Annotated in this window: 21 protein-coding genes and 1 riboswitch; of the genes, 20 read left to right on the top strand and 1 reads right to left on the bottom strand. The window is 50.3% G+C overall.

Annotated elements, in window-relative coordinates; translation table 11 throughout:
• Positions 1–39: 39 nt before the first annotated feature.
• A riboswitch (FMN riboswitch) is annotated at positions 40–159 on the top strand.
• 227 nt (positions 160–386) lie between these two features.
• From DWZ40_RS16040 to DWZ40_RS15945, 20 genes are all read left to right on the top strand, one after another.
• On the top strand, positions 387–1,025 hold the full coding sequence (locus DWZ40_RS16040) for an ECF transporter S component (RefSeq protein WP_118543881.1): 639 nt from the start codon (positions 387–389) through the stop codon (positions 1,023–1,025).
• Between the two features lie 186 nt (positions 1,026–1,211).
• Complete coding sequence (locus DWZ40_RS16035; protein WP_118543916.1) at positions 1,212–2,267, top strand: L-threonylcarbamoyladenylate synthase; 1,056 nt, start codon at positions 1,212–1,214, stop codon at positions 2,265–2,267.
• A gap of 94 nt (positions 2,268–2,361) precedes the next feature.
• Positions 2,362–2,862: a dCMP deaminase family protein gene (locus tag DWZ40_RS16030; protein ID WP_118543880.1), complete on the top strand. Its 501-nt coding sequence runs from the start codon at positions 2,362–2,364 to the stop codon at positions 2,860–2,862.
• 3 nt (positions 2,863–2,865) lie between these two features.
• A complete protein-coding gene (locus DWZ40_RS16025; protein WP_279220677.1) occupies positions 2,866–4,821 on the top strand; it encodes a B12-binding domain-containing radical SAM protein in 1,956 nt (651 codons plus the stop codon).
• Positions 4,822–4,823: 2 nt separating this feature from the next.
• Positions 4,824–5,621 (top strand): 3'-5' exonuclease, encoded by a 798-nt coding sequence (locus DWZ40_RS16020; protein WP_118543879.1) that lies wholly within the window; start codon positions 4,824–4,826, stop codon positions 5,619–5,621.
• A 197-nt stretch (positions 5,622–5,818) separates the two neighbouring features.
• Positions 5,819–7,387 carry a VanW family protein gene (locus DWZ40_RS16015; protein WP_118543878.1) on the top strand — a complete coding sequence of 523 codons (1,569 nt, stop codon included), beginning with the start codon at positions 5,819–5,821 and terminating at the stop codon, positions 7,385–7,387.
• Positions 7,388–7,540: 153 nt separating this feature from the next.
• Positions 7,541–8,194: an AIR synthase-related protein gene (locus DWZ40_RS16010; RefSeq protein ID WP_347560109.1), complete on the top strand. Its 654-nt coding sequence runs from the start codon at positions 7,541–7,543 to the stop codon at positions 8,192–8,194.
• A gap of 53 nt (positions 8,195–8,247) precedes the next feature.
• A complete protein-coding gene (locus DWZ40_RS16005) occupies positions 8,248–8,730 on the top strand; it encodes an Lrp/AsnC family transcriptional regulator (protein ID WP_118543877.1) in 483 nt (160 codons plus the stop codon).
• Complete coding sequence (locus DWZ40_RS16000; RefSeq protein ID WP_118543876.1) at positions 8,727–9,902, top strand: aminotransferase class I/II-fold pyridoxal phosphate-dependent enzyme; 1,176 nt, start codon at positions 8,727–8,729, stop codon at positions 9,900–9,902. Before DWZ40_RS16005 ends, DWZ40_RS16000 begins: the two co-directional genes overlap by 4 nt.
• Positions 9,903–9,908: 6 nt before the next feature.
• On the top strand, positions 9,909–10,409 hold the full coding sequence (locus DWZ40_RS15995) for a tRNA (cytidine(34)-2'-O)-methyltransferase (protein ID WP_118543875.1): 501 nt from the start codon (positions 9,909–9,911) through the stop codon (positions 10,407–10,409).
• A gap of 138 nt (positions 10,410–10,547) precedes the next feature.
• Positions 10,548–10,694, top strand: a complete 147-nt coding sequence (locus DWZ40_RS19670) for a hypothetical protein (RefSeq protein ID WP_154106751.1) — start codon at positions 10,548–10,550, stop codon at positions 10,692–10,694.
• 140 nt (positions 10,695–10,834) lie between these two features.
• A complete protein-coding gene (locus DWZ40_RS15990) occupies positions 10,835–11,959 on the top strand; it encodes an ABC transporter substrate-binding protein (RefSeq protein WP_118543874.1) in 1,125 nt (374 codons plus the stop codon).
• A gap of 404 nt (positions 11,960–12,363) precedes the next feature.
• Positions 12,364–13,443, top strand: coding sequence for an ABC transporter ATP-binding protein (locus tag DWZ40_RS15985; protein ID WP_118543873.1), 1,080 nt, complete (start codon positions 12,364–12,366; stop codon positions 13,441–13,443).
• Entirely contained in the window at positions 13,437–15,089 is a 1,653-nt protein-coding gene (locus DWZ40_RS15980) for an iron ABC transporter permease (protein ID WP_118543872.1), read from the top strand. The genes DWZ40_RS15985 and DWZ40_RS15980 overlap by 7 nt, the downstream gene beginning before the upstream one ends.
• Before the next feature lie 45 nt (positions 15,090–15,134).
• On the top strand, positions 15,135–16,574 hold the full coding sequence (locus tag DWZ40_RS15975; protein WP_118543871.1) for a phosphoglucomutase/phosphomannomutase family protein: 1,440 nt from the start codon (positions 15,135–15,137) through the stop codon (positions 16,572–16,574).
• Between the two features lie 190 nt (positions 16,575–16,764).
• A complete protein-coding gene (locus tag DWZ40_RS15970) occupies positions 16,765–17,793 on the top strand; it encodes an extracellular solute-binding protein (protein WP_243035368.1) in 1,029 nt (342 codons plus the stop codon).
• Positions 17,790–19,493 carry a histidine kinase gene (locus DWZ40_RS15965; protein WP_118543869.1) on the top strand — a complete coding sequence of 568 codons (1,704 nt, stop codon included), beginning with the start codon at positions 17,790–17,792 and terminating at the stop codon, positions 19,491–19,493. The genes DWZ40_RS15970 and DWZ40_RS15965 overlap by 4 nt, the downstream gene beginning before the upstream one ends.
• Positions 19,486–20,247 (top strand): response regulator, encoded by a 762-nt coding sequence (locus DWZ40_RS15960; protein WP_118543868.1) that lies wholly within the window; start codon positions 19,486–19,488, stop codon positions 20,245–20,247. The genes DWZ40_RS15965 and DWZ40_RS15960 overlap by 8 nt, the downstream gene beginning before the upstream one ends.
• Positions 20,248–20,802: 555 nt before the next feature.
• Complete coding sequence (locus DWZ40_RS15950; RefSeq protein WP_118543866.1) at positions 20,803–22,209, top strand: HAMP domain-containing sensor histidine kinase; 1,407 nt, start codon at positions 20,803–20,805, stop codon at positions 22,207–22,209.
• A 127-nt stretch (positions 22,210–22,336) separates the two neighbouring features.
• On the top strand, positions 22,337–23,467 hold the full coding sequence (locus DWZ40_RS15945) for a hypothetical protein (protein ID WP_243035367.1): 1,131 nt from the start codon (positions 22,337–22,339) through the stop codon (positions 23,465–23,467).
• A 108-nt stretch (positions 23,468–23,575) separates the two neighbouring features.
• Here the strand turns inward: DWZ40_RS15945 and DWZ40_RS15940 are convergent, their stop codons facing one another.
• Positions 23,576–24,286: a response regulator transcription factor gene (locus DWZ40_RS15940; RefSeq protein ID WP_118543865.1), complete on the bottom strand. Its 711-nt coding sequence runs from the start codon at positions 24,284–24,286 to the stop codon at positions 23,576–23,578.
• Positions 24,287–24,338: the final 52 nt, after the last annotated feature.

Here is a 24,338-nt window from a genome sequence, read left to right as displayed (position 1 = left end):
TGATTTTTTGAAAAAGATGTACTATAGTTAAGGCAATGATAAGTTCTTCGGGGCGGGGTGCGATTCCCCACCGGCGGTTACAGTCCGCGACCTGCTTTGCGCAGCTGATTTGGTGAAATTCCAAAACCGACAGTATAGTCTGGATGAGAGAAGAAATTGTGTGAAAGCTTTTACAGCAAGACCTGTAATGGCAGCATGAACGACTCAAGTCCCCCGGGTAGCGATATCCGGGGGATTTTTCGTTGTATGGTATATCGAGGCGGTATGGCAGCGCATCTGCTGATTTTCACATTTCACACGATTCCTCTGAATGATGAACTTACACGTTACTGTTTGCGCAATGCATGAACAGTGACACGACCAATCTATTTCAGGAGGGAAAAGACATGAAAGAAAAGTTACTGACTACGAAAAATGTTGTATTGATGGGAATGTTTGGTGCTCTTGCAGGTGTGCTGATGCTGTTTGAGTTTCCGCTTCCGTTTCTGGCACCAAGCTTTTACGGACTGGATGTCAGCGAGGTACCGGTGCTGATCGGAACCTTTGCCATGGGACCGGCAGCCGGTGCGATCATGGAAGTCGTAAAAATTCTGGTAAAGCTGGTATTGAAGCCGACCAGTACCGGATTTGTAGGAGAGTTTGCGAACCTGGTGATCTCCTGTGCCCTGGTCATTCCGGCAGGTCTGATCTATAAAATTTCCCACACCAGAAAAGGCGCGATGACAGGACTTGTGTTGGGAACCATCTGTATGGCAGCGGTTGGTGTGGTAGCAAATGCTCTGGTTATGCTTCCGTTCTATTCCAACTTCATGCCGATGGAAACCATTCTGGCAGCAGGCGCAGCCATCAACCCGGCGGTTGGAAGTGTATGGACCTTTGCATTGTTCTGCGTCGGACCGTTCAATGTGGTCAAAGGAATCATTGTGTCCGTGGTGACTGCACTGGTTTATAAACGCGTCAGTGTGCTGATCCATAGCATTGGAACACACAAAACTGTAAAAAATGAGAAACGCGTGAATGCATAAATAATATAGAAAACTTATAGTCAGACACCCTGCGGTCTATCTTGCACCGCAGGGTGTCTTGTGTTATGATAAGGCAGAAACAGACCGGCAAAAAGGTAAGGTTTTATGCCGGAAATAATCATGTGGACACAGCCTTGGCAGCACACCGGTATCATGTTGCTGCAGGATTGCAAAGAAGGTAAACGTATGAATACAAAACTGGTAAAAATAGAAGATACAAAACAGATCAAAGATGAGGAACTGGCTGAGGCAGCTGAAATTCTAAGAACCGGAGGTCTGGTGGCATTTCCGACCGAGACGGTGTATGGTCTTGGCGCGAATGCACTGGATGAGACTGCGGCTAAGAAAATTTACGCAGCAAAGGGCCGCCCGTCCGACAACCCGCTGATCGCGCATATTTCCTGTCTGGACGAACTGGAACCGCTTGTAGCATACATTCCGGAGGCGGGCAGGAAGCTGGCGGAGGCATTCTGGCCGGGACCGCTGACCATGGTATTTCCGAAAAGTGACATTGTGCCTTACGGAACGACCGGCGGGCTGGATACGGTAGCAGTCCGTATGCCGAGTGACCCGGTGGCAAACCGTCTGATCAAACTGGCCGGGGTTCCGGTGGCAGCACCGAGTGCCAATACTTCCGGCAGACCAAGCCCGACCACGGCACAGCATGTATGGCAGGACATGGAAGGCAAGATTGAGATGATCCTGGATGGCGGTCCGGTGGGAATCGGGGTAGAGTCTACGATCGTGGACGTATCCGGTGATGTGCCGACGTTGCTTCGTCCGGGTGCAATTACCATGGAGATGCTGCGCGAGACCGTAGGACAGGTAGAGATTGATCCGGCAATCCAGGCACCGCCAAGTGCGGATCTGCGGCCGAAGGCACCGGGCATGAAATACCGCCATTATGCACCGCATGCAGATCTGCAGCTGATAGAGGGTGAGACTGGTAAGGTGGTGGAAACCATCAACGAACTGGTGAAAGAGAAGCTTGCGGAGGGCAAAAAGGTCGGCGTAATCTGTACCGATGAGACAAAGGCGCGTTATCCGCAGGGAGAGGTTCGCAGTGTGGGACTTCGCGCGAAGGAAGAAACCATTGCCCACAATCTGTTTGCTGTGCTAAGAGAGTTCGATGACCTGGACGTGGACTGCATTTATTCCGAAAGCTTTTCGAAGGACCATCTGGGACAGGCAATCATGAACCGGCTGACGAAAGCCGCCGGATACCATGTGCTGAAGGTGTGAACAGGAAACAGGAGTTCCGTGCTTGATATATCGACTTGTGCATAGCTGGTGCCGGTTGGAAAAAGCACAGGATTGTGAGAACAGGAGGAGCGATATGAGCAATTCAAAGAAACGTGCAGATTACATTTCCTGGGATGAATATTTTATGGGTGTGGCGGATTTATCCGGCCGCCGCTCAAAGGATCCGAATACCCAGGTGGGCGCCTGCATTGTCAGTGAAGATAACAAGATCATGTCCATGGGCTACAACGGTTTCCCAAAAGGCTGCTCGGACGATGAGTTCCCGTGGGGGCGCGAGCAGGAGGATGCTGATCCGTACAGCACCAAATATCTGTATGTGACACACAGTGAGCTGAACGCGATTTTGAATTACCGCGGCGGAAGCCTGGAAGGCAGCAAGATCTATGTGACACTTTTCCCCTGCAATGAGTGCGCGAAAGCAATCATTCAGGCGGGAATCAAAACCATTATTTATAAGGAAGATAAATATCCGGATTCTCCGTCCGTGCGGGCTTCCAAGCGCATGCTGAATGCAGCAGGCGTGCGGTATTACCAGTATGACCAGACCGGAAGAAAGATTGAGATTGACGTATAAGATATGAAGTTTTTACTGACGGCGATCAATGCCAAATATATTCACTCCAATCCGGGAGTGTACAGTTTAAAAATGTTTGCCGAGTCCCAGGGCGCGGCAGAATCCGTACAGGGAGACCAGAATCGTTTCGAGGATGGTCTCCCTTGTGTGCCTGAGACGGAAGCGCCAACGAGTTCTGCTGCAGCAGGTCTGACGGCGGCTGCAAAAGAAAACCGGGGAGCCGGATGCAGGATGCAGGTGGAAATTGCAGAGTACACCATCAACAACCAGATGGAGCTGATCCTGGAAGACATTTACCGGAGAAAACCGGATCTGATCGGGATTTCCTGTTATATCTGGAACATTTCCTATGCGTTGGATCTTGTGCGGGATATTCATAAGGTGCTTCCGGAGACCGATATCTGGCTTGGCGGTCCGGAAGTTTCCTACGACGCGCCGGAGCTTCTTTTGCGGGAGCCGGAGGTGTTTGGCATTATGAAGGGCGAAGGCGAGGAGATGTTTGCCGGGCTCTTGAATTGTTACCGGACGCTGGGATGCACGGTGCGGAGTCTCAGGAGAGATTCGCAGAATGGAGGGGCTCATACAGACGCGAAGACAGAATGTAAAATGGAAAACAGCAATCAGGGTACACAATCAGATTCAGAGCATGAAATTTCATCCCAGGCACGAAATGGCAGAGAGACTGACTTCTGGCAGCAGATGAAGCAGGTTGCCGGTCTGACTTACCATGGTGTAGACGGAACAATCTGTGACCAGCCGATCCGCCCGGTCATGGATATGAGCCGGATCCCATTTTTATATCCGAGCCTGGATGGTTTCGAGAACCGCATCGTTTATTATGAGAGCAGCCGTGGCTGTCCGTTTTCCTGCAGTTACTGTCTGTCTTCGATTGACAAATCCGTCCGATTCCGGGACGTAAAGCTGGTGCTTCAGGAACTGGATTTCTTTCTGGAACGGAAGGTGCCGCAGGTAAAATTTGTGGACCGGACCTTTAATGCAAAAAAGAGTCATGCCATGGCGATCTGGAAGCATATTCTGGAACATGATAATGGTGTGACCAATTTCCACTTTGAGATTGCGGCGGATCTTCTGGATGAAGAAGAACTGGAACTGATCAGCCGGATGCGTCCGGGACTGATCCAGCTGGAAATCGGTGTGCAGAGCACCAATCCGGATACGATCCGGGAAATCCACCGGAAGATGGACTTAGACCGCCTGCGCTATGTGGTGGAGCGGATCAATGCCGGAAAAAATGTGCATCAGCATCTGGATCTGATCGCAGGACTTCCCTTTGAGGACTACGATTCGTTCGGACGTTCTTTTAATGAGGTGTATTCCATGGAACCGGAGCAGTTCCAGCTGGGCTTTCTGAAAGTCCTGAAAGGTTCTTACATGCATGAAAAGGTGCAGGATTACGATTTGCAGTACCGGGGAAAAGCTCCGTACGAGGTGCTGTCGACCAAATGGCTGCCCTACGGCGATGTGCTCTGCTTAAAGGGCGTGGAGAATATGGTGGAGGTGTATTACAACAGCCGCCAGTTCTTAAAAACGCTGAAGCTGTTTGAACAGGAATTTGAGAACGCGTTCTCCATGTACGAATATATGGCGCGATATTATGATCAAAACCATCTGACCGGGTTAAACCACAGCCGCCTGGCGCGCTATGAAATCTTCCATGCGCTGATCTGCCAGAAGGTGGGAGACGACAGACTGGGTGCATTGGAAGATGCACTCATGTGTGATCTGTATCTGCGGGAAAATGCAAAGAGCCGTCCATCGTTTGCACTTGTACAGACTCCCTATAAGGAAGAAATCCGCAGACTGCTTCCGGAACTTAGAACATTGGGGACACAGGTTCATGTTGAGGTCCTGCGGTCTGGAGAAATCCTGCTGTTTGATTATCGGGAGAAAGACCGGTTAAATCACAATGCGAAGCTGACGGTGCTTGGGAGGATTTGAGTATGAGCGGAGAAAACGTGACGCTGGATGCAAAAAATAAGAAGGCTGCCGCAGCAGATCAGGCGGTTGGGAAACAGATCCAGATTCCGAACAGTTACATTGCCCTGGATCTGGAAACTACCGGTCTGAATCCGAAGCAGGATAAGATCATTGAGATCGGGGCAGTGCGGGTGGAAGACGGTCAGGAGACCGGACGGTTTCATACGATGCTCGATCCGCACCGGGATCTGGAAGCGCGGATTACGGAGCTGACGGGTATTTCCGGGGATATGTTGGAAAATGCCCCGGACCTTGTGGATATCCTGCCGGAATTTCTGGATTTCTGTGGAGAACTTCCGCTTCTTGGCCACCGGATCATATTCGATTTTAGCTTTTTAAAGCGGGCGGCGGTCAACCAGGGCCTGACGTTTGAAAAGAACGGGATCGACACGCTGACGCTGTGCCGCCGTTTTATGCCGCCAGAGGAGAGCAAACGGCTGGGAGCGGCCTGCGCTTTTTATGGACTTACGCAGGAGAGCGCCCACCGTGCACTGGGCGATGCCCTCGATGCCCACAGGCTGTATCAGAAGCTAGCAGAACATCATGCAAATCAGGCACCGGAGGCATTTGTGGATGCACCTTTGATCTACAAGGTAAAGCGCGAACAGCCCGCTTCCAAAAAGCAAAAAGAGGACTTGCGGTATTTACTAAAATATCATAAAATAGATTTACCTGTGCAGATTGACTATCTGAGCAGGAATGAAATCTCCCGTATCACCGATAAGATCATATCCAAATACGGGCGGATCTCAAGGAAGTAAACTTAAAAACAGCCCTTGGAACAGGGCTGATCCTATTTTAAAAAGAGGTGATTCATTATGATGAATATGCATAACAATAAAAAAGCCCGCATTATCATGGGCGTGGTAATCGTGATCCTGATCGTGGCTATGGTAGCTCCGATGGCACTGTCTGTTATGATGTAATGTTATTATGTGAACAGCAAAGGGAGAAGTTTATGAAGATATGGAATGTGCTCGGGCGGCTGGCACTGGCGGCGGCTCTTGGAAGTGCATTGACATTTCCTGCTTATGCAAAAGAAAAAGCATATCCGGATGGAATCTATGTGGGTGATTTTTCCCTTGGCGGATTGACGAAAGAAGAAGCCGAAGCAGGATTTTCAGAGTATCTGGCAGAACTTGAGGCGCGCACCGTAACACTGAAGGTAGACGGTGCCGCGGTCAAAACAACGGCCAAAGAACTCGGGTATGCCGCTCAAAATGAGGATGCCCTGAAAGAAGCAGAAGATTATGCAGCTGGTGGCTGTCTGATCCGGCAGTATATGGAGCGAAAGGATCTGGAAAAGGAACCGGTCCATATTTCTCTGGACGCGCAGGTTGACGAGGCAGCAGTCCAGACCCTGGTCGATACAAAGTGCTCCGGTCTGATCGACGAGCCGAAAGATGCGGCGATTACCCGGAAAAACGGAAAATTTGAAATTACACAAGAGCAGATTGGAAAAGCGGTAGACACAAAAGCCACTGTGGAAAAGCTGAATGAGGCGCTTGCGGCAGAGTCGGCGGAGATCACAGCCGATGCCGTGATCATTACCAAAGAGCCGAAGATCAAAAAAGAAGATCTCGCTACCATTTCCGATGTGCTCGGTACTTGCACGACGGCGTATGCAAGCAGCGGTGCATCCCGCTCCGGAAACATTGCGAATGGAGTTTCCAAGATTAATGGTCATGTGTTAATGCCGGGAGAAACGTTATCCGGTTACGAGTGCATGCATCCGTTTACCATCGAGAATGGTTATTTTACGGCAGCGGCATATGAGAATGGTCAGGTTGTGGACAGCGTTGGCGGAGGTGTCTGCCAGATCGCAACTACGCTTTATGATGCATCCCTGGAAGCGGAACTGGAGATCACCCAGCGGCAGAACCATTCCATGATCGTTACGTATGTGAAACCTTCTATGGATGCGGCAATCGCCGGAACCTATAAAGATATTAAGGTTACCAATAATTACAGTACCCCGATCTATATCGAGGGAACGACAGCGGGAAAAACGCTGACCTTTACGATTTACGGAAAAGAAACCCGTCCGGCAAACCGGAAAGTAGAGTATATTTCCGAAACCTTAAGCAAGACCGATCCTGGGGAACCGCAGCGGAAAGTAGATAATTCTCTCCGCCCTGGACAGACAAAGCAGATCCAGTCGGCACACATCGGTTACAAATCCAGACTCTGGAAGGTTGTTACGGTCGATGGTGTGGAGAAAGAGCGCACCGTTCTGCACACGGATACCTACAATCCGTCTAAGGCCATTGTTCTGGTAGGACCGGCAGCACCGGCAGAGACACCGGTCCAGTCTGCAGAAACTCCGGCGGAAAACAATCCGGCAGAGACACCGGCAGAACATACACCTGAGACAGCCGCACCGCCGGAAACTGCCGCACCGGCAGCTCAGCCAGAGCAGAGCCAGGTGGTGGGACCGGGAGCAGGAAGCGCGTCTGCGGGCGAAGCTTCAACCGGAGGACCTGGTGAGGCAGCAGCACCAGCTGAAAATGCATCGCAGCCGGAATAATCCGGAGTCTTGCAAGGCTTTTGTTGCTGGGCACGCACGCGTGAACCGGAATGAGGATTGGAATGCGAAGCATCGGCAAAATCCCGTTGCCAGGCACGCGTGCGTACACAGTAACAATGGCATGCTTCCGAACAGAAAAAGGATTGAAATATTATGATGCGAAGAATTGAGCGCGAGAACACAGGACTTCTGCACCCCGGACAGGATCTGGTGGTTGCCGGTTATGCGGGTCTCGCGGGAACGTTGAAGCTGGTGGAGGCGAAGAAAGAAGAGCTTTCCCACTGGTTTTCCGATGAATATATGGATGAGATCGCGGAATGCAGTCAGTATCTTGTGTCGGTGACAGCAGCGGCTGCACAATCGTCTGATGCATCTGTGGAACAGAAACAAAGGTCAGAAACCGGGACAATTCTGGATGGGACTTTCTGGAAAAGTCTTGGTGCCACAGAGTGGGAACCGGCGGGAGAAGGAGGCATCTTAACTGCCATCTGGAATCTGACCGGTGCCTATGAGACCGGCGTGGAGTTTTATCTGCGCCAGATCCCCATCCGCCAGGAGACGGTGGAGGTCTGTGAGCGCCTGGAGTTAAATCCGTACCGGCTTTACAGCCAAGGCTGCATCCTCCTGACTGCTCCAAATGGCGGTCAGCTGGTGCGTACACTGGCAGAAAAAAATATTCCGGCACAGGTCATCGGCCGGGTGAACAAAGGCATTGCACGGGAAATGGTCGTGCAGGAAGGACGGGGATTTTTAGAGCGTCCCCAGCCCGATGAAATAACGAAAGTGATTCCCGGTTTTTTCGATTGAAAAGATCGGGATTCCCTATATATCTACACAATTATACAAGGAGGCAATCAAAAATGAGAGAGAAAATTTTGGCGGTAATCGAAAAGAACAGCAGAATCGATATCCATGACCTGGCGATTCTTTTAGGGGAGAGCGAAGTCGCGGTCGCCAATGAGATTGCCGAGATGGAGAAAGAACATATTATCTGTGGTTATCACACCCTGATCAACTGGGACAACACCAGTGAAGAGAAGGTCGTTGCGCTGATCGAGGTAAAAGTAACTCCCCAGCGCGGCATGGGATTCGACAAGATTGCAGAGCGCATCTACCAGTACAGTGAGGTGAATGCCGTGTACTTGATGTCCGGAGCATTTGATTTTACCGTGTTTATTGAGGGCAAGACCATGCGCCAGGTTGCACAGTTTGTATCCGACAAGCTGGCACCGCTTGATTCGGTCTTAAGCACTGCAACGCACTTTGTACTGAAAAAATATAAGGACCACGGAACGATTCTCTGCGACGAGGTCCAGGATGAAAGGATGCTGATTACACCGTGAGAAACCCATTAAATGAAAAGATCGTTTCCATCCCGCCGTCCGGGATCCGTAAGTTTTTTGATATCGTCAGTGAGATGAAAGATGCCATTTCCCTTGGTGTGGGCGAGCCGGACTTCGACACGCCGTGGCATATCCGCGAGGAAGGCATTTATTCCCTGGAAAAGGGACGTACCTTTTACACCTCCAATGCAGGTTTGAAGGATTTAAAGATTGAGATCCACAATTATCTGGAGCGCCGCTGCAATGTCTGCTATGATCCGGACCATGAGATCATGGTAACTGTGGGTGGCAGTGAAGCGATCGATGCGGCTATGCGTGCCATGATCGATCCGGGCGATGAAGTACTGATCCCGCAGCCAAGCTATGTTTCCTATACTCCGTGCTGTGTTCTGGCAGACGGTGTTCCGGTCATCCTTGAACTGGAAGAAAAGGACAACTTCCGTCTGACTCCGGAAAAACTGTTAGAGAAGATTACGCCGAAGACCAAGATCCTGGTACTGCCGTTCCCGAATAACCCGACCGGTGCGATCATGGAGCGGGAAGATCTGGAGAAGATCGCAGAGATTGTCATTGAGAAAGATCTTTACGTCATTTCCGATGAGATCTATTCGGAGCTGACCTACGCAAAGGAAGACCATGTGACGATCGCGTCCCTGCCTGGCATGAAAGAGCGCACCGTTCTGATCAACGGCTTTTCCAAGGCATTTGCCATGACCGGATGGCGTCTGGGCTATGCCTGCGCACCGGAGCTGATCTTAAAACAGATGTTAAAGATCCACCAGTATGCGATCATGTGTGCACCGACGACGAGTCAGTACGCGGCAGTGGAAGCGCTACGCAATGGCGATGAAGACGTACAGCACATGCGGGAATCCTACGACCAGAGACGCCGTTATCTGATGAACGCCTTTGCGGAGATGGGGCTGGACTGCTTTGAGCCGCAGGGCGCATTCTATATGTTCCCGAGCATCAAACGCTTTGGCATGACTTCCGAAGAGTTTGCGACCCGGCTTTTGCGCGAAGAAAAAGTAGCAGTGGTCCCGGGAACTGCATTTGGAGACTGCGGAGAAGGCTTCCTCCGTGTGTCCTATGCGTATTCCTTAAAGAGTTTAAAGGAGGCCCTTAGCCGTATCAAACGGTTTGTGGACCGCCTGGACGGAAAAACGGAGTAAAACGAAATGAACATTGTATTATTTGAGCCGGAAATGCCGATGAACACCGGAAATATCGGGCGTACCTGTGTCGCAACGAATACCCGCTTACATTTGATCGAGCCGCTGGGGTTTAAGCTGAATGAAAAGGCAGTAAAGCGTGCCGGACTGGACTACTGGGATAAGCTGGATGTTACCGTGTATTCCGATTTCCAGGATTTTCTGGACCGCAATCCGGGCGCGAAAATCTACATGGCAACGACCAAGGCACCGAAAACCTACACGGATGTGGAGTACGAACCGGACTGCTATATCATGTTTGGCAAGGAAAGCGCCGGAATACCGGAAGAAATTTTGGTAGAGCACAAGGAAAACTGTGTGCGGATCCCGATGTGGGGAGACATCCGCTCCTTAAATCTTTCCAATTCCGTGGCGATCGTGCTGTATGAGGCACTGCGTCAGAATGGATTTGAGAAGATGAACATGGAAGGACATCTGCACCGCTTGCACTGGAAAGATGAGGTGTAAGAACGTTGCCGGATACGCATGCGTGGACGGAAGCGGAAAATGATAAGAAAACTGCATATCGAAAGAGAAAAAGGAGATCTGCCTGGTGGCGGGTCTCTTTTTTCATAGGAAATTGTGCCTAGAAGTGTTTTATTTTGTATGGCAGAGATACAGAAAATGAATGGAAAAGCATGTGTAAAAATGCACAAAAGAGAAAAAGAAACGACAAAAATAATATACAAAGTTCAGAATAACAAAAGAAAAGTCAGAAATACAAATGGAAAAACACACAAAGACAGCATATAATAAAGACATCTGGAACGGGAAAATGCACACTGCTGACCGGTGCGGACGATTATGACCGGACGCACAGCGTAAGCAGGAGCGGACCTTTCCCATGGAACGTGATAACCCAGGAACAAAAACAAAGAAAAGGAGAGGGTATTATGAAAAAACGTTGGTTAGCAGCATCATTGGCAGCACTGATGGCACTGAGCGTAACCGCCTGTGGCGGAGGAAAGGCAGCAGAGACAACGGCAGCACCGGCAGAGACCAAAGCGGAGGAGACAAAGGCAGAGGAAAGCAAAGCAGAGGAAAAGGATGCTTCCAAGGAAGAAAAGGCAGAGAAAGCGCCGGAAGATTATACCGGAAGCGTTGTTGTTTACTCCCCGCACGATGCAGATCCGCTGAATGCAGGTGTAAACCTGTTCATGGAGAAATATCCGAATGTCAAGGTTGAGGTAGTAGCAGCCGGAACCGGCGAGTTGTGCAACCGAATCGCAGCAGAGTCTGCAAACCCGATCGCAGATGTACTCTGGGGCGGTGGTGCTGACTCCCTGGCAGCATTCAAGGAATACTTCGAGCCGTATGTATGTGCAAACGACGAATTCATCGGCGACGCTTACAAGGATCCGGATGGTTACTGGATCGGTGAGAGCCCGCTTCCGATGGTTATCTTCTATAATAAGGACCTGATCGAGAAAGACGGACTGACCATTCCGGAGTCCTGGGAAGACTTAACCAAGCCAGAATGGAAAGGCAAAATTGCATACTGCCTGCCGTCCAAATCCGGTTCCGCATACACCCAGTTATGTACCATGATCCTGGGTCACGGCGGTAAGGAAAAAGGCTGGGATTTCATCAAACAGCTGTACGATAACCTGGATGGCAAGATCGTTGACTCTTCCGGTAAGTGCCACAAGATGGTTGCAGACGGTGAGTTCTATGTAGGTATTACCATTGAGAAATCTGCGATCAAATACGCAGACGATCCTTCTGTAGGATTTGTATATCCGAAAGATGGTACCAGCGCAGTTCCGGATGGTGTAGCACTGGTTAAGGGATGCCCGAACGAAGAAAATGCAAAACTCTTCATCGATTTCGTTACTTCCAAAGAATGCCAGACCGAGCAGAGCCAGAACTGGGGACGCCGTCCGGTACGAAGCGATATGGAAGTTGGCGAAGGTATGGCAAAACTGGATGATCTGGTATTAGTAGATTACGACTTTGACTGGGCAGCAAATGAGAAGGAAGCCAATATCGAAAAGTTCAACGATATCATGGTAGATTAATTGTTACTGTACACGGGTAGGAATTTTCTGAACTGAAAATTCCGTACGATACCGTTGTGGCAGCAGATTTTGCCGATTTGGAATGCGAAGCATCGGCAAAATCCGTTGCTGTTTGCGCAACGCGAGAACAGTAACGATTAATTTTGCCGGCGTGCGTCAGCCATATGTCAGCTGCAGCAGAAAAACGCAGCTTTGTGCACGATTAAAAGGCAATATGGAAATCAATAGAACGTGAACATCAAAAAGACTGCCTTGCCCCAAGCGGGCGGGCAGTCTTTTCCTACCCGCTTCACAGGAACGTTCTATCGTATGAAAATGCCCTGCAAGGGCGGAGCGCCGGAGAGGCTTGTAAAACACCGGTCGGATTCAAACGGCCACAGGTGGACAGGAATGGAGGAATGAATATGAGTCATGCAGTGATCATAAAAAAGGCCGTAAAGAAATACGGAAATTTTACCGCATTAAATGGAGTGGATCTGGAAATTAACCCGGGGGAATTTTTTACGCTGCTGGGACCGTCCGGCTGCGGCAAGACAACACTGCTTCGTATGATCGCAGGATTCAACAGCGTGGACGGCGGTGAGATCTGTTTTGATGACAAGGTGATCAACAACCTGGAAGCGCACAAGCGTGATATTGGTATGGTGTTCCAGAACTATGCGATCTTCCCGCACCTGACGGTAGCGGAAAACGTGGCATACGGTCTGAAAGCCAAGAAGTGTCCGAAGGAGCAGATTCCGGGCAAGGTGGAAGAGGCACTGGAGCTGGTTCAGATCGGAAAATTAAAAGACAGAAAACCAAATGAACTTTCCGGTGGTCAGCAGCAGCGTGTGGCGCTGGCGCGTGCGTTTGTCATTGAGCCTGGCGTGCTTTTGATGGATGAGCCGCTTTCCAACCTGGATGCAAAGCTTCGCGTACAGATGAGAACTGCGATCAAGAAGCTGCAGCGGAGACTGGGCATTACCACCATTTACGTTACCCACGATCAGGAGGAGGCCCTGGCAATCTCAGACCGGATCGCGGTCATGAAAGAGGGCAACATCATGCAGGTGGGAACGCCGGAAGCAATCTATAAGAAACCGGAGAATACGTTCGTTGCAGGCTTTATCGGCGTTTCCAATTTTGTGGAATGCGAAGTGGACGGCAAAAATTCGGAGGCAGCCGTTTTGAATATTAAGGACGAATGCAGCATTACCTGCAAATTAAAGAAACCGTACTCGGGCAAGGGCATCATCTCTGCAAGACCGGAGCAGCTGTTCTTCGATGAGACAAATGGACTTCCGGGCAAGATCGTGATGTCGACCTTCCTGGGCGATTTCATTGAGTACGAGATCGAGTTAAATAACGGTCAGACTCTGCAGCTCAACGAATACACCAAGGATGTGCAGACCGTCCGCCCGGATGGAGAGAACGTGAAAGTAAACTTTGACATCAATGCGGTAGGCGTTTACGATGCGGCAACCCAGGAGGTGATTTCATGGTAACATCCCGCAAAAAACTGGACTTCTGGTTCTGGGTCAAGGTGGTAGTCATTGGTTTTATGCTGATCTTTCTGATCTACCCGTTCTGTACCCTGATCACCCGAAGCTTTTTCTCAAATAAGACAGCCGGGTTTACTTTTGAGAACTACATCCGGTTCTTTACGAAAAAGTATTACTATTCGGCACTGGGACGAAGCCTGTTTGTGTCGATCGTGACGACCTGTACCACACTTCTTGTGGGCGTGCCGATCGCTTACATCATGTCCCGCTACAATGTATTCGGTAAGAACTTTATTCATATCTTCATTATCATGAGCCTGATGAGCCCGCCGTTCATCGGTGCTTACAGCTGGATCATGCTGTTTGGCCGCGCGGGATTTATCACCAGTATGTTTGCGAAGATCGGGATCCATCTTCCGAGTATATACGGGAAACTGGGAATCATCCTGGTATTTACGTTTAAACTGTTCCCTTATGTGTACCTGTATACGTCGGGTGCCATGGGAAGCATCGATTCCAGTATTGAGGAGGCAGCGGAAAATCTGGGAAGCAATAAGCTGCGCCGCCTTCTGACAGTCACTCTGCCGGTTGTGGCTCCGTCCATTGCAGCAGGCGCCATTATGGTATTTATGACCAGCCTGGCAGATTTTGGCACCCCGATGCTGATCGGCGAGGGCTACATGGTCCTCCCGGTTCTTGTATACAATGAGTACATGAGTGAGATCGGCGGAAATGCACATCTGGCGAGCGCTTTGTCCGTGGTTGTTGTACTCTGTTCCACCACAGTGCTTCTGGTTCAGAAATACTTTGTGAGCCGGAAAAACTATGTCATGACTGCCATGCGTCCGCCGAAGGAAGAGGTTCTTCACGGAGGCAAACGTGCACTGGTGACCCTGCCGGTTATGCTGGTGACCCTTATCGGCATTATGCCGCAGATCGTAGTGATTGTCAGTAGCTTTATCAAGTGCGATTTCACCGGCTTCCAGAAAGGCTTCAGTCTGGAGAGTTATGTGACGATCTTCAACCGCCTGTGGACCAACATCCGCAATACCTTCGTATTCTCTTCGATTGCGATCGTGTTCATTATCATTCTGGGCATGCTGATCTCTTACATCGTCGTGCGTCAGAAAGGTCTGGCAGGACAGCTGATGGATCTGCTGATCATGTTCCCGTTCGTGATCCCGGGGGCTGTTCTTGGTATCAGCTTGATCGTTGCATTTAACAAGCAGCCGATGATCTTAACCGGTACGGCCATGATCATGATCATTGCGTTTATCGTCCGGAAACTGCCTTACACAGTCCGTTCCGGCAGTGCATTCCTGCAGCAGATGGATGTAAGTGTGGAGGAGGCTTCCATCAGCCTGGGTGTTTCCCCGATGAAAACCTTTGTAAATGTGACTGCAAGACTGATGGCACCGGGTGTTCTTTCCGGCGCGATCTTAAGCTGGATCACCTGTATCAACGAGCTGTCTTCCAGCGTGATGCTGTACGGCGGCAAGACCAGCACCATCTCCGTGGCTATTTATACGGAGGTTGTAAGAAACAGTTTCGGTACCGCGGCAGCGCTGGCATCGATCCTGACCGTCAGCACAGTCATCTCCCTGCTTATCTTTTTGAAAGTCAGCAAGGGCAGGGTATCCGTCGTCTGAGTGGTGAACGCATACTGGGACAAGTGCAAAAAATGAGGTGTGGCTATGATAAAATTTGGCACTGGTGGCTGGAGAGCCATCATTGGGGAAGAATTTACAAAAGAAAATATCCAGAAGCTCGCGCTTGCGATGGCTTTAAAAATGAAAGCAGAACATGTGGAGGACAAGCCGGTGGTGATCGGCTATGACCGCCGGTTCCTTTCCAAGGAAGCGGTCATCTGGTCCTGCGAGATCTTTGGGCAGCAGGGAATCAAAGTGCTGTTTGTGGACCGGAGTTCTCCGACACCGCTTGTAATGTTCTATGTGATGAAACATGACCTGGATTATGGCATGATGGTGACAGCGAGCCACAATCCGGCCATCTACAATGGGATCAAGGTCTTTACGAAGGGCGGAAGAGATGCGGATGAGCATCAGACCGCAGATATTGAACGCTATTTAAAACAGGCAGATGAGCTTTATGTCCCGGATCCGGAGGAATACGGGCAGATGCCGCCGCACGCTTACCAGGAACTGGTGAAGAGCGGCCAGGTGGTGGAGATGAACCCCATGAACGAATATCTGGACAACATCATCTCCCTGATCAATCTGGATGCGATCCGGGAACGCGATCTGCGCATTGCGATCGATCCGATGTACGGGGTCAGCCTGACGGCACTCTGCACCATCCTTTCCATTGCGCGCTGTACGGTAGAGACCATCAATGCCCAGCATGATACCCTGTTTGGCGGAAAGATGCCGGCTCCGACCGAGAATACCCTGCGCAATCTGCAGAACTACGTGCTGGACCGTTACTGCGACATCGGCATTGCGACGGACGGAGATGCAGACCGGCTTGGCGTCATCGATGATAAAGGACATTATCTCCATGCAAATACCATTCTGGTCATGCTGTATTACTATCTGCTGAAATACCGCGGCTGGCGCGGCCCGGTGGTGAGAAATCTTTCTACCACGCATGTGCTGGACAAGGTGGCAGAAAGCTTCGGACAGAAGTGTTATGAGGTGCCGGTCGGCTTTAAGTACATTTCCGCAAAGATGCAGGAGACCGATGCGATCATCGGCGGCGAGTCTTCCGGAGGTTTGACCGTGAAGGGACACATTCACGGAAAGGATGGCATCTACGCGGCGTCCTTGCTGGTCGAAATGATGGCAGTCAGCGGCAAAAAACTGTCGGAGATCGCGGAAGATATCCGCAAAGAATACGGCGAGATCCATATGGAGGAGCGGGCATACCGCTTTACCGCAGAGGAGAAAGAGCGGATCCATAAGACGCTGATGATCGACCAGGCATTGCCGGAGATCCCGTTTGAGGTGGATCATATTTCCTACATGGACGGCTGCAAGGTTTACTTAAAAAATGGTGGCTGGGTCAGCACGCGTTTCTCGGGAACAGAGCCGCTTCTTCGGATCTTCTGTGAGATGGAGACCGAGCATGAAGCCGTGATGATCTGCGAGATCTTTGAAAAATTCCTGGGACTGTAACGGAAACCGGAATTGTCCTGCCGCTTTCTGGACTGTCCAGATGCGAAAATGGCAGCGGAACGAGACGGTTTCGCTAAGGAAGATGTAAAATAGAAAATCCCCGTTTTCCAGTGTTTTCTGCTATAATGAAAAGCAGAAACATGGGAAAACGGGGATTTTTTCAGAAGTAACGGAAATGGGGAGAACACGAGTGAAGATCAGGAGAAGAATATGGATTCTGGCGGCAATACTGCTGTTACTTTCTGCCTGCGGGAAGAAAACGGCAGGGCCGATGTTTGCGCAGACACAGGTACCAGCTGATCTGGTGATCTGTACGGACCAGGAGCCATTGGTTTACGAGCCGGTGGTAAAAGAGTTTGAGGAGCGCACCGGTCTGAGCGTGGAAGTGAAGGCAGGAACATCGGAAAACGTGCGGCAGATGTTTGAACAGGCGAAAGACTGGGATCTTGCATTTGGGGTGAGTACCGAACTTCTGGATGAGTATGCGGCGCTTTGGATGCCTTACGAAAGCGCCCAGGAGGCAGCGGTTGCAGAGACATTCCGTTCGGTAGACCACAGCTGGAGCGCATTCTCAGTCCTTCCGCTGGTCATTATGTACAACACGAATGTCGTGACTTACCGGGAACTCCCGGTTGGGTGGGCAAGTCTGCTGGAGCCGAGGTGGAAAGGCAGGGTAGCATTTGCGGACCCGGAAAAATCGGATATTTCTCTGACTGCCCTGGCAGCCGCAGCCCTGGTCAGCCCGGAAAAAGAACAGTACGTGCAGGAACTTGCCGGCAATCTGGATCATAATCTGCTGGAAAACATCGCCCAGGTAAAGGAAGAAATTCTGGATGGCCGCTGCAGTGTAGGCGTGACGACGGAGGAAACTGCGCAGGCACTTCGCAGCAGCGGAGCCGATGTAGATTATATTTACCCGGAAGAAGGCACACTTCTGGTCCTGGAAGGAACAGCCATCCGCCGGGGAACTGTGCATGAAGAAACTGCAAAACAGTTTCTGGAGTTTACGCTCAGCAAAGATGTGCAGAAAATCCTTATGAACAGTCAGAGCCGGAGGTCGGTACGGCAGGATGTGGAGACACCAAAGGGGATGGATGCCCTCGAAAGGCTGCCGCTTCCGGATGCTGATTTTGAAACCATTTCTATGGAAAAAAGAAAAATCCTGGAATCGTGGAAATCCATATCGGATGCGGAAGCAGGAATGGGAGGTGCATCATGAAAAAAATCCACCTTTCATTCCGGGGACGGGTGTTCCTGGCGTGCCTGGCGGTCGCCCTGGTGCCGCTCTTTCTTTCCAGTATTGTGATGGTCCGGCTGTTTACCGCATCCTTAAACCGGCAGAGCGAACAGGAAGCACAGCGGCAGATCTCAGAGATCAGCAGCCGGTTTACAGCACTTTTGGAGGACTGCGAGAATGTCTGCCGGGAACAGACAAAGGATGGTTCCGTGGCCCGCTATATGATCGATACGACTACGGTGGAAATGCAGCGCGGCATGTATGTGTCGCTGTATCAGGCATCCAAGGAAATATACGGACATGCGCAGATCAGCGTTTACGATGTCGGGGGAAGGCTGCGTTTTACGACGGATACGATGACGCGCGGGGATCGTCTTCCGGTTTACTGGGGACTTTTGAAAAAAGCTTCCGGGAAAAAACAGATGACCTGGTACCGGACAGACCCGTATCTGAACCTGACGGACAGCCGTGTGCTGATGCAGGGCGCTTATCCAATCGAAAATTCAGGAGGAGCCAGAACCGGATACCTGGTACTGGACTTCACAAGGGAGAATTTCGACAGCATTTTCAGCGGTTTTTATTCCCTGACCGATACCATTTTACTTCTGGACGCCCACCAGCGTCCCATTTACTGCTCCAGACCAGATTACGATGCTGAAAAAATGGAAGAGATCGCAGCCGGAATGGAGAAGCAGACGAACACGGAGGATGATACACAGTATCTGCGGGCGAACGAGCCGGAACGCGGCTTTTCCGTGATCCTATGCAGGCAGGCGCCGATCAGCGCACCGGCCATGCAGACCATGGGCACGGTGATCCTTGCCATGTCCCTGTTAAGTCTGTGCCTGTGCTTAAGCATTTCCGGCATCCTGACGCGGAGCATTGCAAGACCAGTCAGCCAGCTGGATAAAGCTATGGAAAAGGTGAAAGCAGGAGATCTGAGTATCCGGGTCCGCAGCACGCGAAACGATGAACTCGGGCGGCTGACCGAAAGCTTCAACAGAATGGTAATCGATTTAAACAGTTACCTGGAAGAAAGAGTGCAGAAACAGAAGGATTTAAATGAGACAACGCTGCGTCTCTACCAGACACAGCTGAACCCGCATTTTCTGTACAATACGCTGGATACCATCAAATGGAATGCCAGGATCAGGCAGATTCCGGAAATTGCGGTGCTGGCGGAAAACCTGGCAGTCATTTTGCGAAAGAGCATATCCAGCAAGCCCTTTATTCCATTAAAGGAAGAACTGGACACCATAGACAGTTACATCCGAATCCAGAAGATCCGGTTCAGCGGACGATTCCTTTATGAGACAGAAATTCCGGACCAGCTGGAAGAATGTATGATTCCGAAGATGATCCTGCAGCCGCTGGTGGAAAATGCCATCATTCACGGGCTGGATGGCTGTGACAATGGTTATATCTGTATCTATGCAGCGCAGAAAGACGGAGTATTAAGTATCTCCGTGACCGATGACGGATGTGGAATGAGTGCGGATATGGTGGACTGGATCAACAGCCCGGCACCGGCAAAGCGGGACGGACATCTGGGACTTTACAATGTCATTCAGATCTTGAAAATCTATTATGGGGAAACATACGGGATGCATGCGCAGGTAGAGGAGGATGGGACTACCGTGACGCTGCGTCTGCCGTTTCGAAAGGATGAAAACAATGGATAGAGTCGTAGTCGTGGAAGACGAAACCATGGCAAGAAAGGGAATTATCCTGACGATCGACTGGTCTGCGTTAGACTGTGTGATCGTGGGGGAAGCTGCCAATGGGGAAGAAGGGGCAGAGCTTGTGAAGCGGCTGTCACCGGATCTTGTGGTAACCGATGTCAAGATGCCCAGGATGGACGGTGTGGAGATGATCACAAAGCTGCGGGCGGAAGGCTGCCAGGCGCGCTTCATTATCCTGACGGCATACAGTGATTTTAAATATGCCCAGAGTGCACTGCGTCTTGGTGTCAGTGATTACCTTTTAAAGCCGCTAAAAGATGGAGAGCTTGAGGCAGCGGTCCGCCATATCCAGGGACTTCGGGATGCGCGGGAAAACCAGACAGATGCCAGTGCCGATGCGCCGGTCCTTCGCTTAAGTCCGGTCAAAAATACAAAAAATAAATATGTAGAGCAGGCTGTGCAGCTGATTCGGGAGCATTACCGGGAAGATATCAATATCAGCACGGTAGCAGGAAAGCTGGAAATCAGCGAAGGATATTTAAGCCGCGTATTCAAAAAAGAGACGGACTACACGTTCACCAACTATCTTACCTGGTACCGGATGAAGAAAGCCATGACCCTGTTAAAAGACTGCCGGGTGAAGGTTTACGAGGTGGCGGAGCAGGTGGGATATTCCGATACGGCATATTTCAGCGCCCAGTTCAAAAAGGTGACGGGGATCTCCCCGTCGGAGTATCAGGACCGGAGCCGGTAAAAAAATTTAAAAAAATTGAAAAAAGGGGTTGCAAAATAAGTTAGCCTATGCTAATATAATGACAGTTAGCCGCAACTAACTACATGTGAATATTCTATACATTTCGTCTGGTTTCATCTGACCCGTGAAATCAGAAACTCAACTCCTAAACAGAAAGCACGCGCGAGCGTGCTTTTTGTCGTCTGTGGATCAGGATGGCTTTGTTGGAGCATCCGCTGAGGCTATCTGCCCCCTTCGTTCTTGAAAAAAAGAAAACCATCCAAATTAGTTGTCTAATTTTCGTGCCCTCATTGAAGACCCTGGATAAAGTGGAATGGAGAAATGCCTTGGTGGAGGAAATGGAAGGCATGACAAGAACGGTATTTTTATGCAGGAAAGCGGATGGAACCTATGATGTCTTTAGCCGGATTCATGAAAGAATAATAAAGTTTGATAGCGCAGAGCGTATAAATATTAAATACGTTCTGCGGTATTGTTTCGTTTCTTTCCCTCTTATTTTGTGATAGAATAGATACATTAAGATATTTATCACAAAATAAGAGGTTTTCTATTATTATGAAACATTCACTTTACTATAAATTTATATTAGGCTACCTGGTGTTTGGCTTACTGGGCTTTGCGTCGATCGCGACATTTTCCGCGCAGCTGATGAACCGAAATCAGGTGAAAAACCAGGCGGAGGCCATGTACGATGAAGCGAATCTGATTGCATCTGCTTACAGCAAGGTGTATCAGGGGAATAAGCAGGATCTGGATTCGGTTTATCCGCAGCTTCAGGCTGTGGCAAAGTTTGTGCGGGCGGAGATCTGGGTGGTCAACCGGCAGGGAATCATTGTGGTGGACAGTGAGCAGAACAAGCGGGCGGGGACGACCATAGACGGGTTTGATCCGACTGCAACGGGAAACAAATCGTACTCGACCGGATCTTATTATGATTTGTTTCCATATGATGTGCTGAGTGTTTCGGCACCGATTACCGGAAATTATAATACATACGGCTATGTGCTGGTGCATCTGCCCATGAGTGTGATCTGGGAGATGAGCAATTCGAACCTGAATGTGGTTTACATAACAGCAGGACTTTTGTTTATCCTGTCGCTGATCATTCTTCTGGTGTTTACCAAGACGGTGTACTTCCCGCTGAAAAAGATCACGGAAGGTGCCAATGAATATGCGCAGGGAAATCTGGATTACCAGATTGACTTAAATACCCGGGACGAGATGGGATATCTTGCCGGTACGCTGAACTATATGTCCAGTGAACTCAACAAACTGGAGGAATATCAGCGAAACTTTATCGCCAATGTTTCCCACGATTTCCGTTCGCCTCTGACTTCCATCAAAGGGTATCTGGAGGCGATCATCGACGGGACCATCCCGCCGGAGATGTATGAAAAATATTTAACCAGGGTCATTTCCGAGACGGAGCGTTTAACGAAGCTGACGCAGGGCATGCTGACTTTAAATTCTTTAGACAGCAAGGGCTATCTTTCCCGGTCCAGTTTTGACATTAACCGCGTGATCAAGGACACGGCGGCATCGTTTGAGGGAACGTGCGGCAGGAAAAATATTAACTTTGAGCTGACTTTTTCCGATAACATTCAGATGGTTTACGCGGACCTGGGCAAGATTCAGCAGGTACTGTATAACCTGATCGACAATGCTATCAAATTCAGCCATCCGGATTCCACCATTTACATCCAGACCCGCATCAAAAACGAAAAGATTTTCGTTTCGGTGAAGGATACGGGCATTGGAATTCCGAAAGACAGTGTGAAGAAGGTATTTGACCGTTTCTATAAATCGGATCTGTCCCGCGGAAAAGATAAAAAAGGAACCGGTCTGGGACTAGCCATTGTGAAAGAAATCATTCAGGCGCATGGGGAGAATATTGATGTGGTCAGCACCGAGGGCGTGGGATCGGAGTTTATCTTTTCGCTGCCGCTGGCGACGAATCTGTAACGGCATGGAAAACTATTTTGCATGTATAAGCTGCTTTTTCTTCTGCGAAACGCAGAGGTGTGAAAAATTAAAAAGGCAGGTACAGGAGCGATTACGAGAGTATTTGTAACGAGAAGGGAGCAGAATTATGGGGAACAGCAGTGAAGCAAAGAAAATGAATCAAAACAGGAAAACAGGGATGCATCGAATCGCAGCAGTTATACTGGCAGCAGTTTTTGTCTGGGCGAGTGTCGGAACCGCCTTTGCCGCTGAATCCCGCACAAAGATTAACCGTGTCAGTCTGACTGTGCATTCTTCCATTCAGGCGGGAAGCAGCAGCGGGAATGTTTCAGTGACTGCGGATGATGGAAATTACCGGGTTGGCGGAACAGAAATCACGAATGAGGACGATGACTGGAAAGGCGGTATGACCCCAAGAGTAGAAGTGACCTTGTATGCGGACAGTGGTTATTATTTCAACTGTACCAGCAAGAGTGATTTTTCTTTCCACGGGGATGATGCTTCCTATGTGACCTGCAGACGGGAAGATGACAAAGAAACGCTGGTTCTTGTGATCAAGCTGGATAAGCTGGACAACGGTGATTTAAGTGTCACGGGTGCCAGCTGGGATGGCTCCTCCGGAACCGGGGCCTGGAATGAAAATAAGGCAGCGCGCTATTATCAGGTGAAGCTGTACCGGGATGATTCTACCGTCATGAGTACCACTTCGGTATACGATACTTCGTACGATTTTGCCGGTCGTATGACCCGCAAAGGCGACTACTATTTTGAAGTGCGCGCTGTGGGAAGCGGCTCAGAAAAGGGCGACTGGGAAAGTTCTGACACGATCTATCTGACCTCTTCAGAGGCGGATGACATCAGCTCCGGTTATCATAGCTCTTCGTCCTCCAGTGGTGGTCCTGGCAATGGAAAATACATTTCCGGCGGCCCTGGAGATAACGGCAGAAGCAGTGCCAGCACCGGAGGTCCGGGCTCGGCAGGAGCAAACGGACAGAATGTTTCCACTGCACAGGGCAATCACTGGTGCATCGACCAGGGCGGCAAATGGTTCCAGTTTAAGGATGGAAGTTACCCGGCAGGCCGCTGGGTACTGATCGACGGAATCTGGTATTGTTTCGGACAGAACGGATATCTGCGCTGCGGCTGGATCAGCGAAAATGGAAAGTGGTATTATACGGACAGTAACGGCGCGATGCTGGTCAACACCCGGACACCGGACGGCTGCTACGTCGGAGGAGACGGAGCGTGGATTCAGTAAACAATATCTCACAGTAAACACAAATGGGCCGGAAGGTTCCGTCCCCGCCGAATGGCGGGGACGAAACCTTTCGGCCCTCGTTCGTTACTGTGTGATATTGTTATAAAGTTACTTCCGCACCTCAAATTTATATCCGATGCCCCATACCGTGGTCAGCGCCCAGTTTGCGTGATCCTTGATCTTCTCGCGCAGGCGTTTGATATGTACGTCGACGGTCCGGGTGTCTCCGATGTATTCGTAGCCCCAGATGTGATCGAGGAGCTGCTCCCGGGTGAATACCTGGTTTGGTGAAGAAGCCAGGAAGTACAAAAGCTCCAGTTCCTTCGGCGGCATCTCCACGGAGCGACCGCAGTAGGTGACCGCGTAGTTTGTGAGGTTTACGGTCAGGTCCGGGTATTCGACATACTCGCCCTGCTGGGCTGGTTCCGGTATCGTTGGAGCGGGGGCAGCCTGGTAGCGGCGCAGCACAGCTTTGACCCGGGCTACCAGTTCCTTGGAATCGAACGGCTTGATCATATAGTCATCGGCGCCAAGTTCCAGTCCCAGGACCTTATCGAAGATTTCGCCTTTGGCGGACAGCATGATGATCGGCACCTGGGAGGTGGCACGCAGCTCGCGGCACACCTGGTAGCCGTCGATGCCCGGAAGCATCAGATCCAGAAGGATCAGGTTTGGCTTGAACTCCGGGAAAATTTTTAAGGCTTCCTCGCCGTCATTTACAATATAAGTTTCGTAGCATTCTTTCATCAGATAGAGCGAAATCAGCTCTGCAATGTTCTCGTCATCGTCTACGATTAAAATCCGCTGTTTCTCAGCCATGTCGTTTCCTCCTGATATTTCCTGTGCTGTGTTTGTCTGCAGCAGCAGCTGC

This window comes from Clostridium sp. AF32-12BH, assembly GCF_003477935.1.
Classification (GTDB): domain Bacteria; phylum Bacillota; class Clostridia; order Lachnospirales; family Lachnospiraceae; genus Brotaphodocola.
This window is presented reverse-complemented; position numbering and strand designations above follow the sequence as displayed.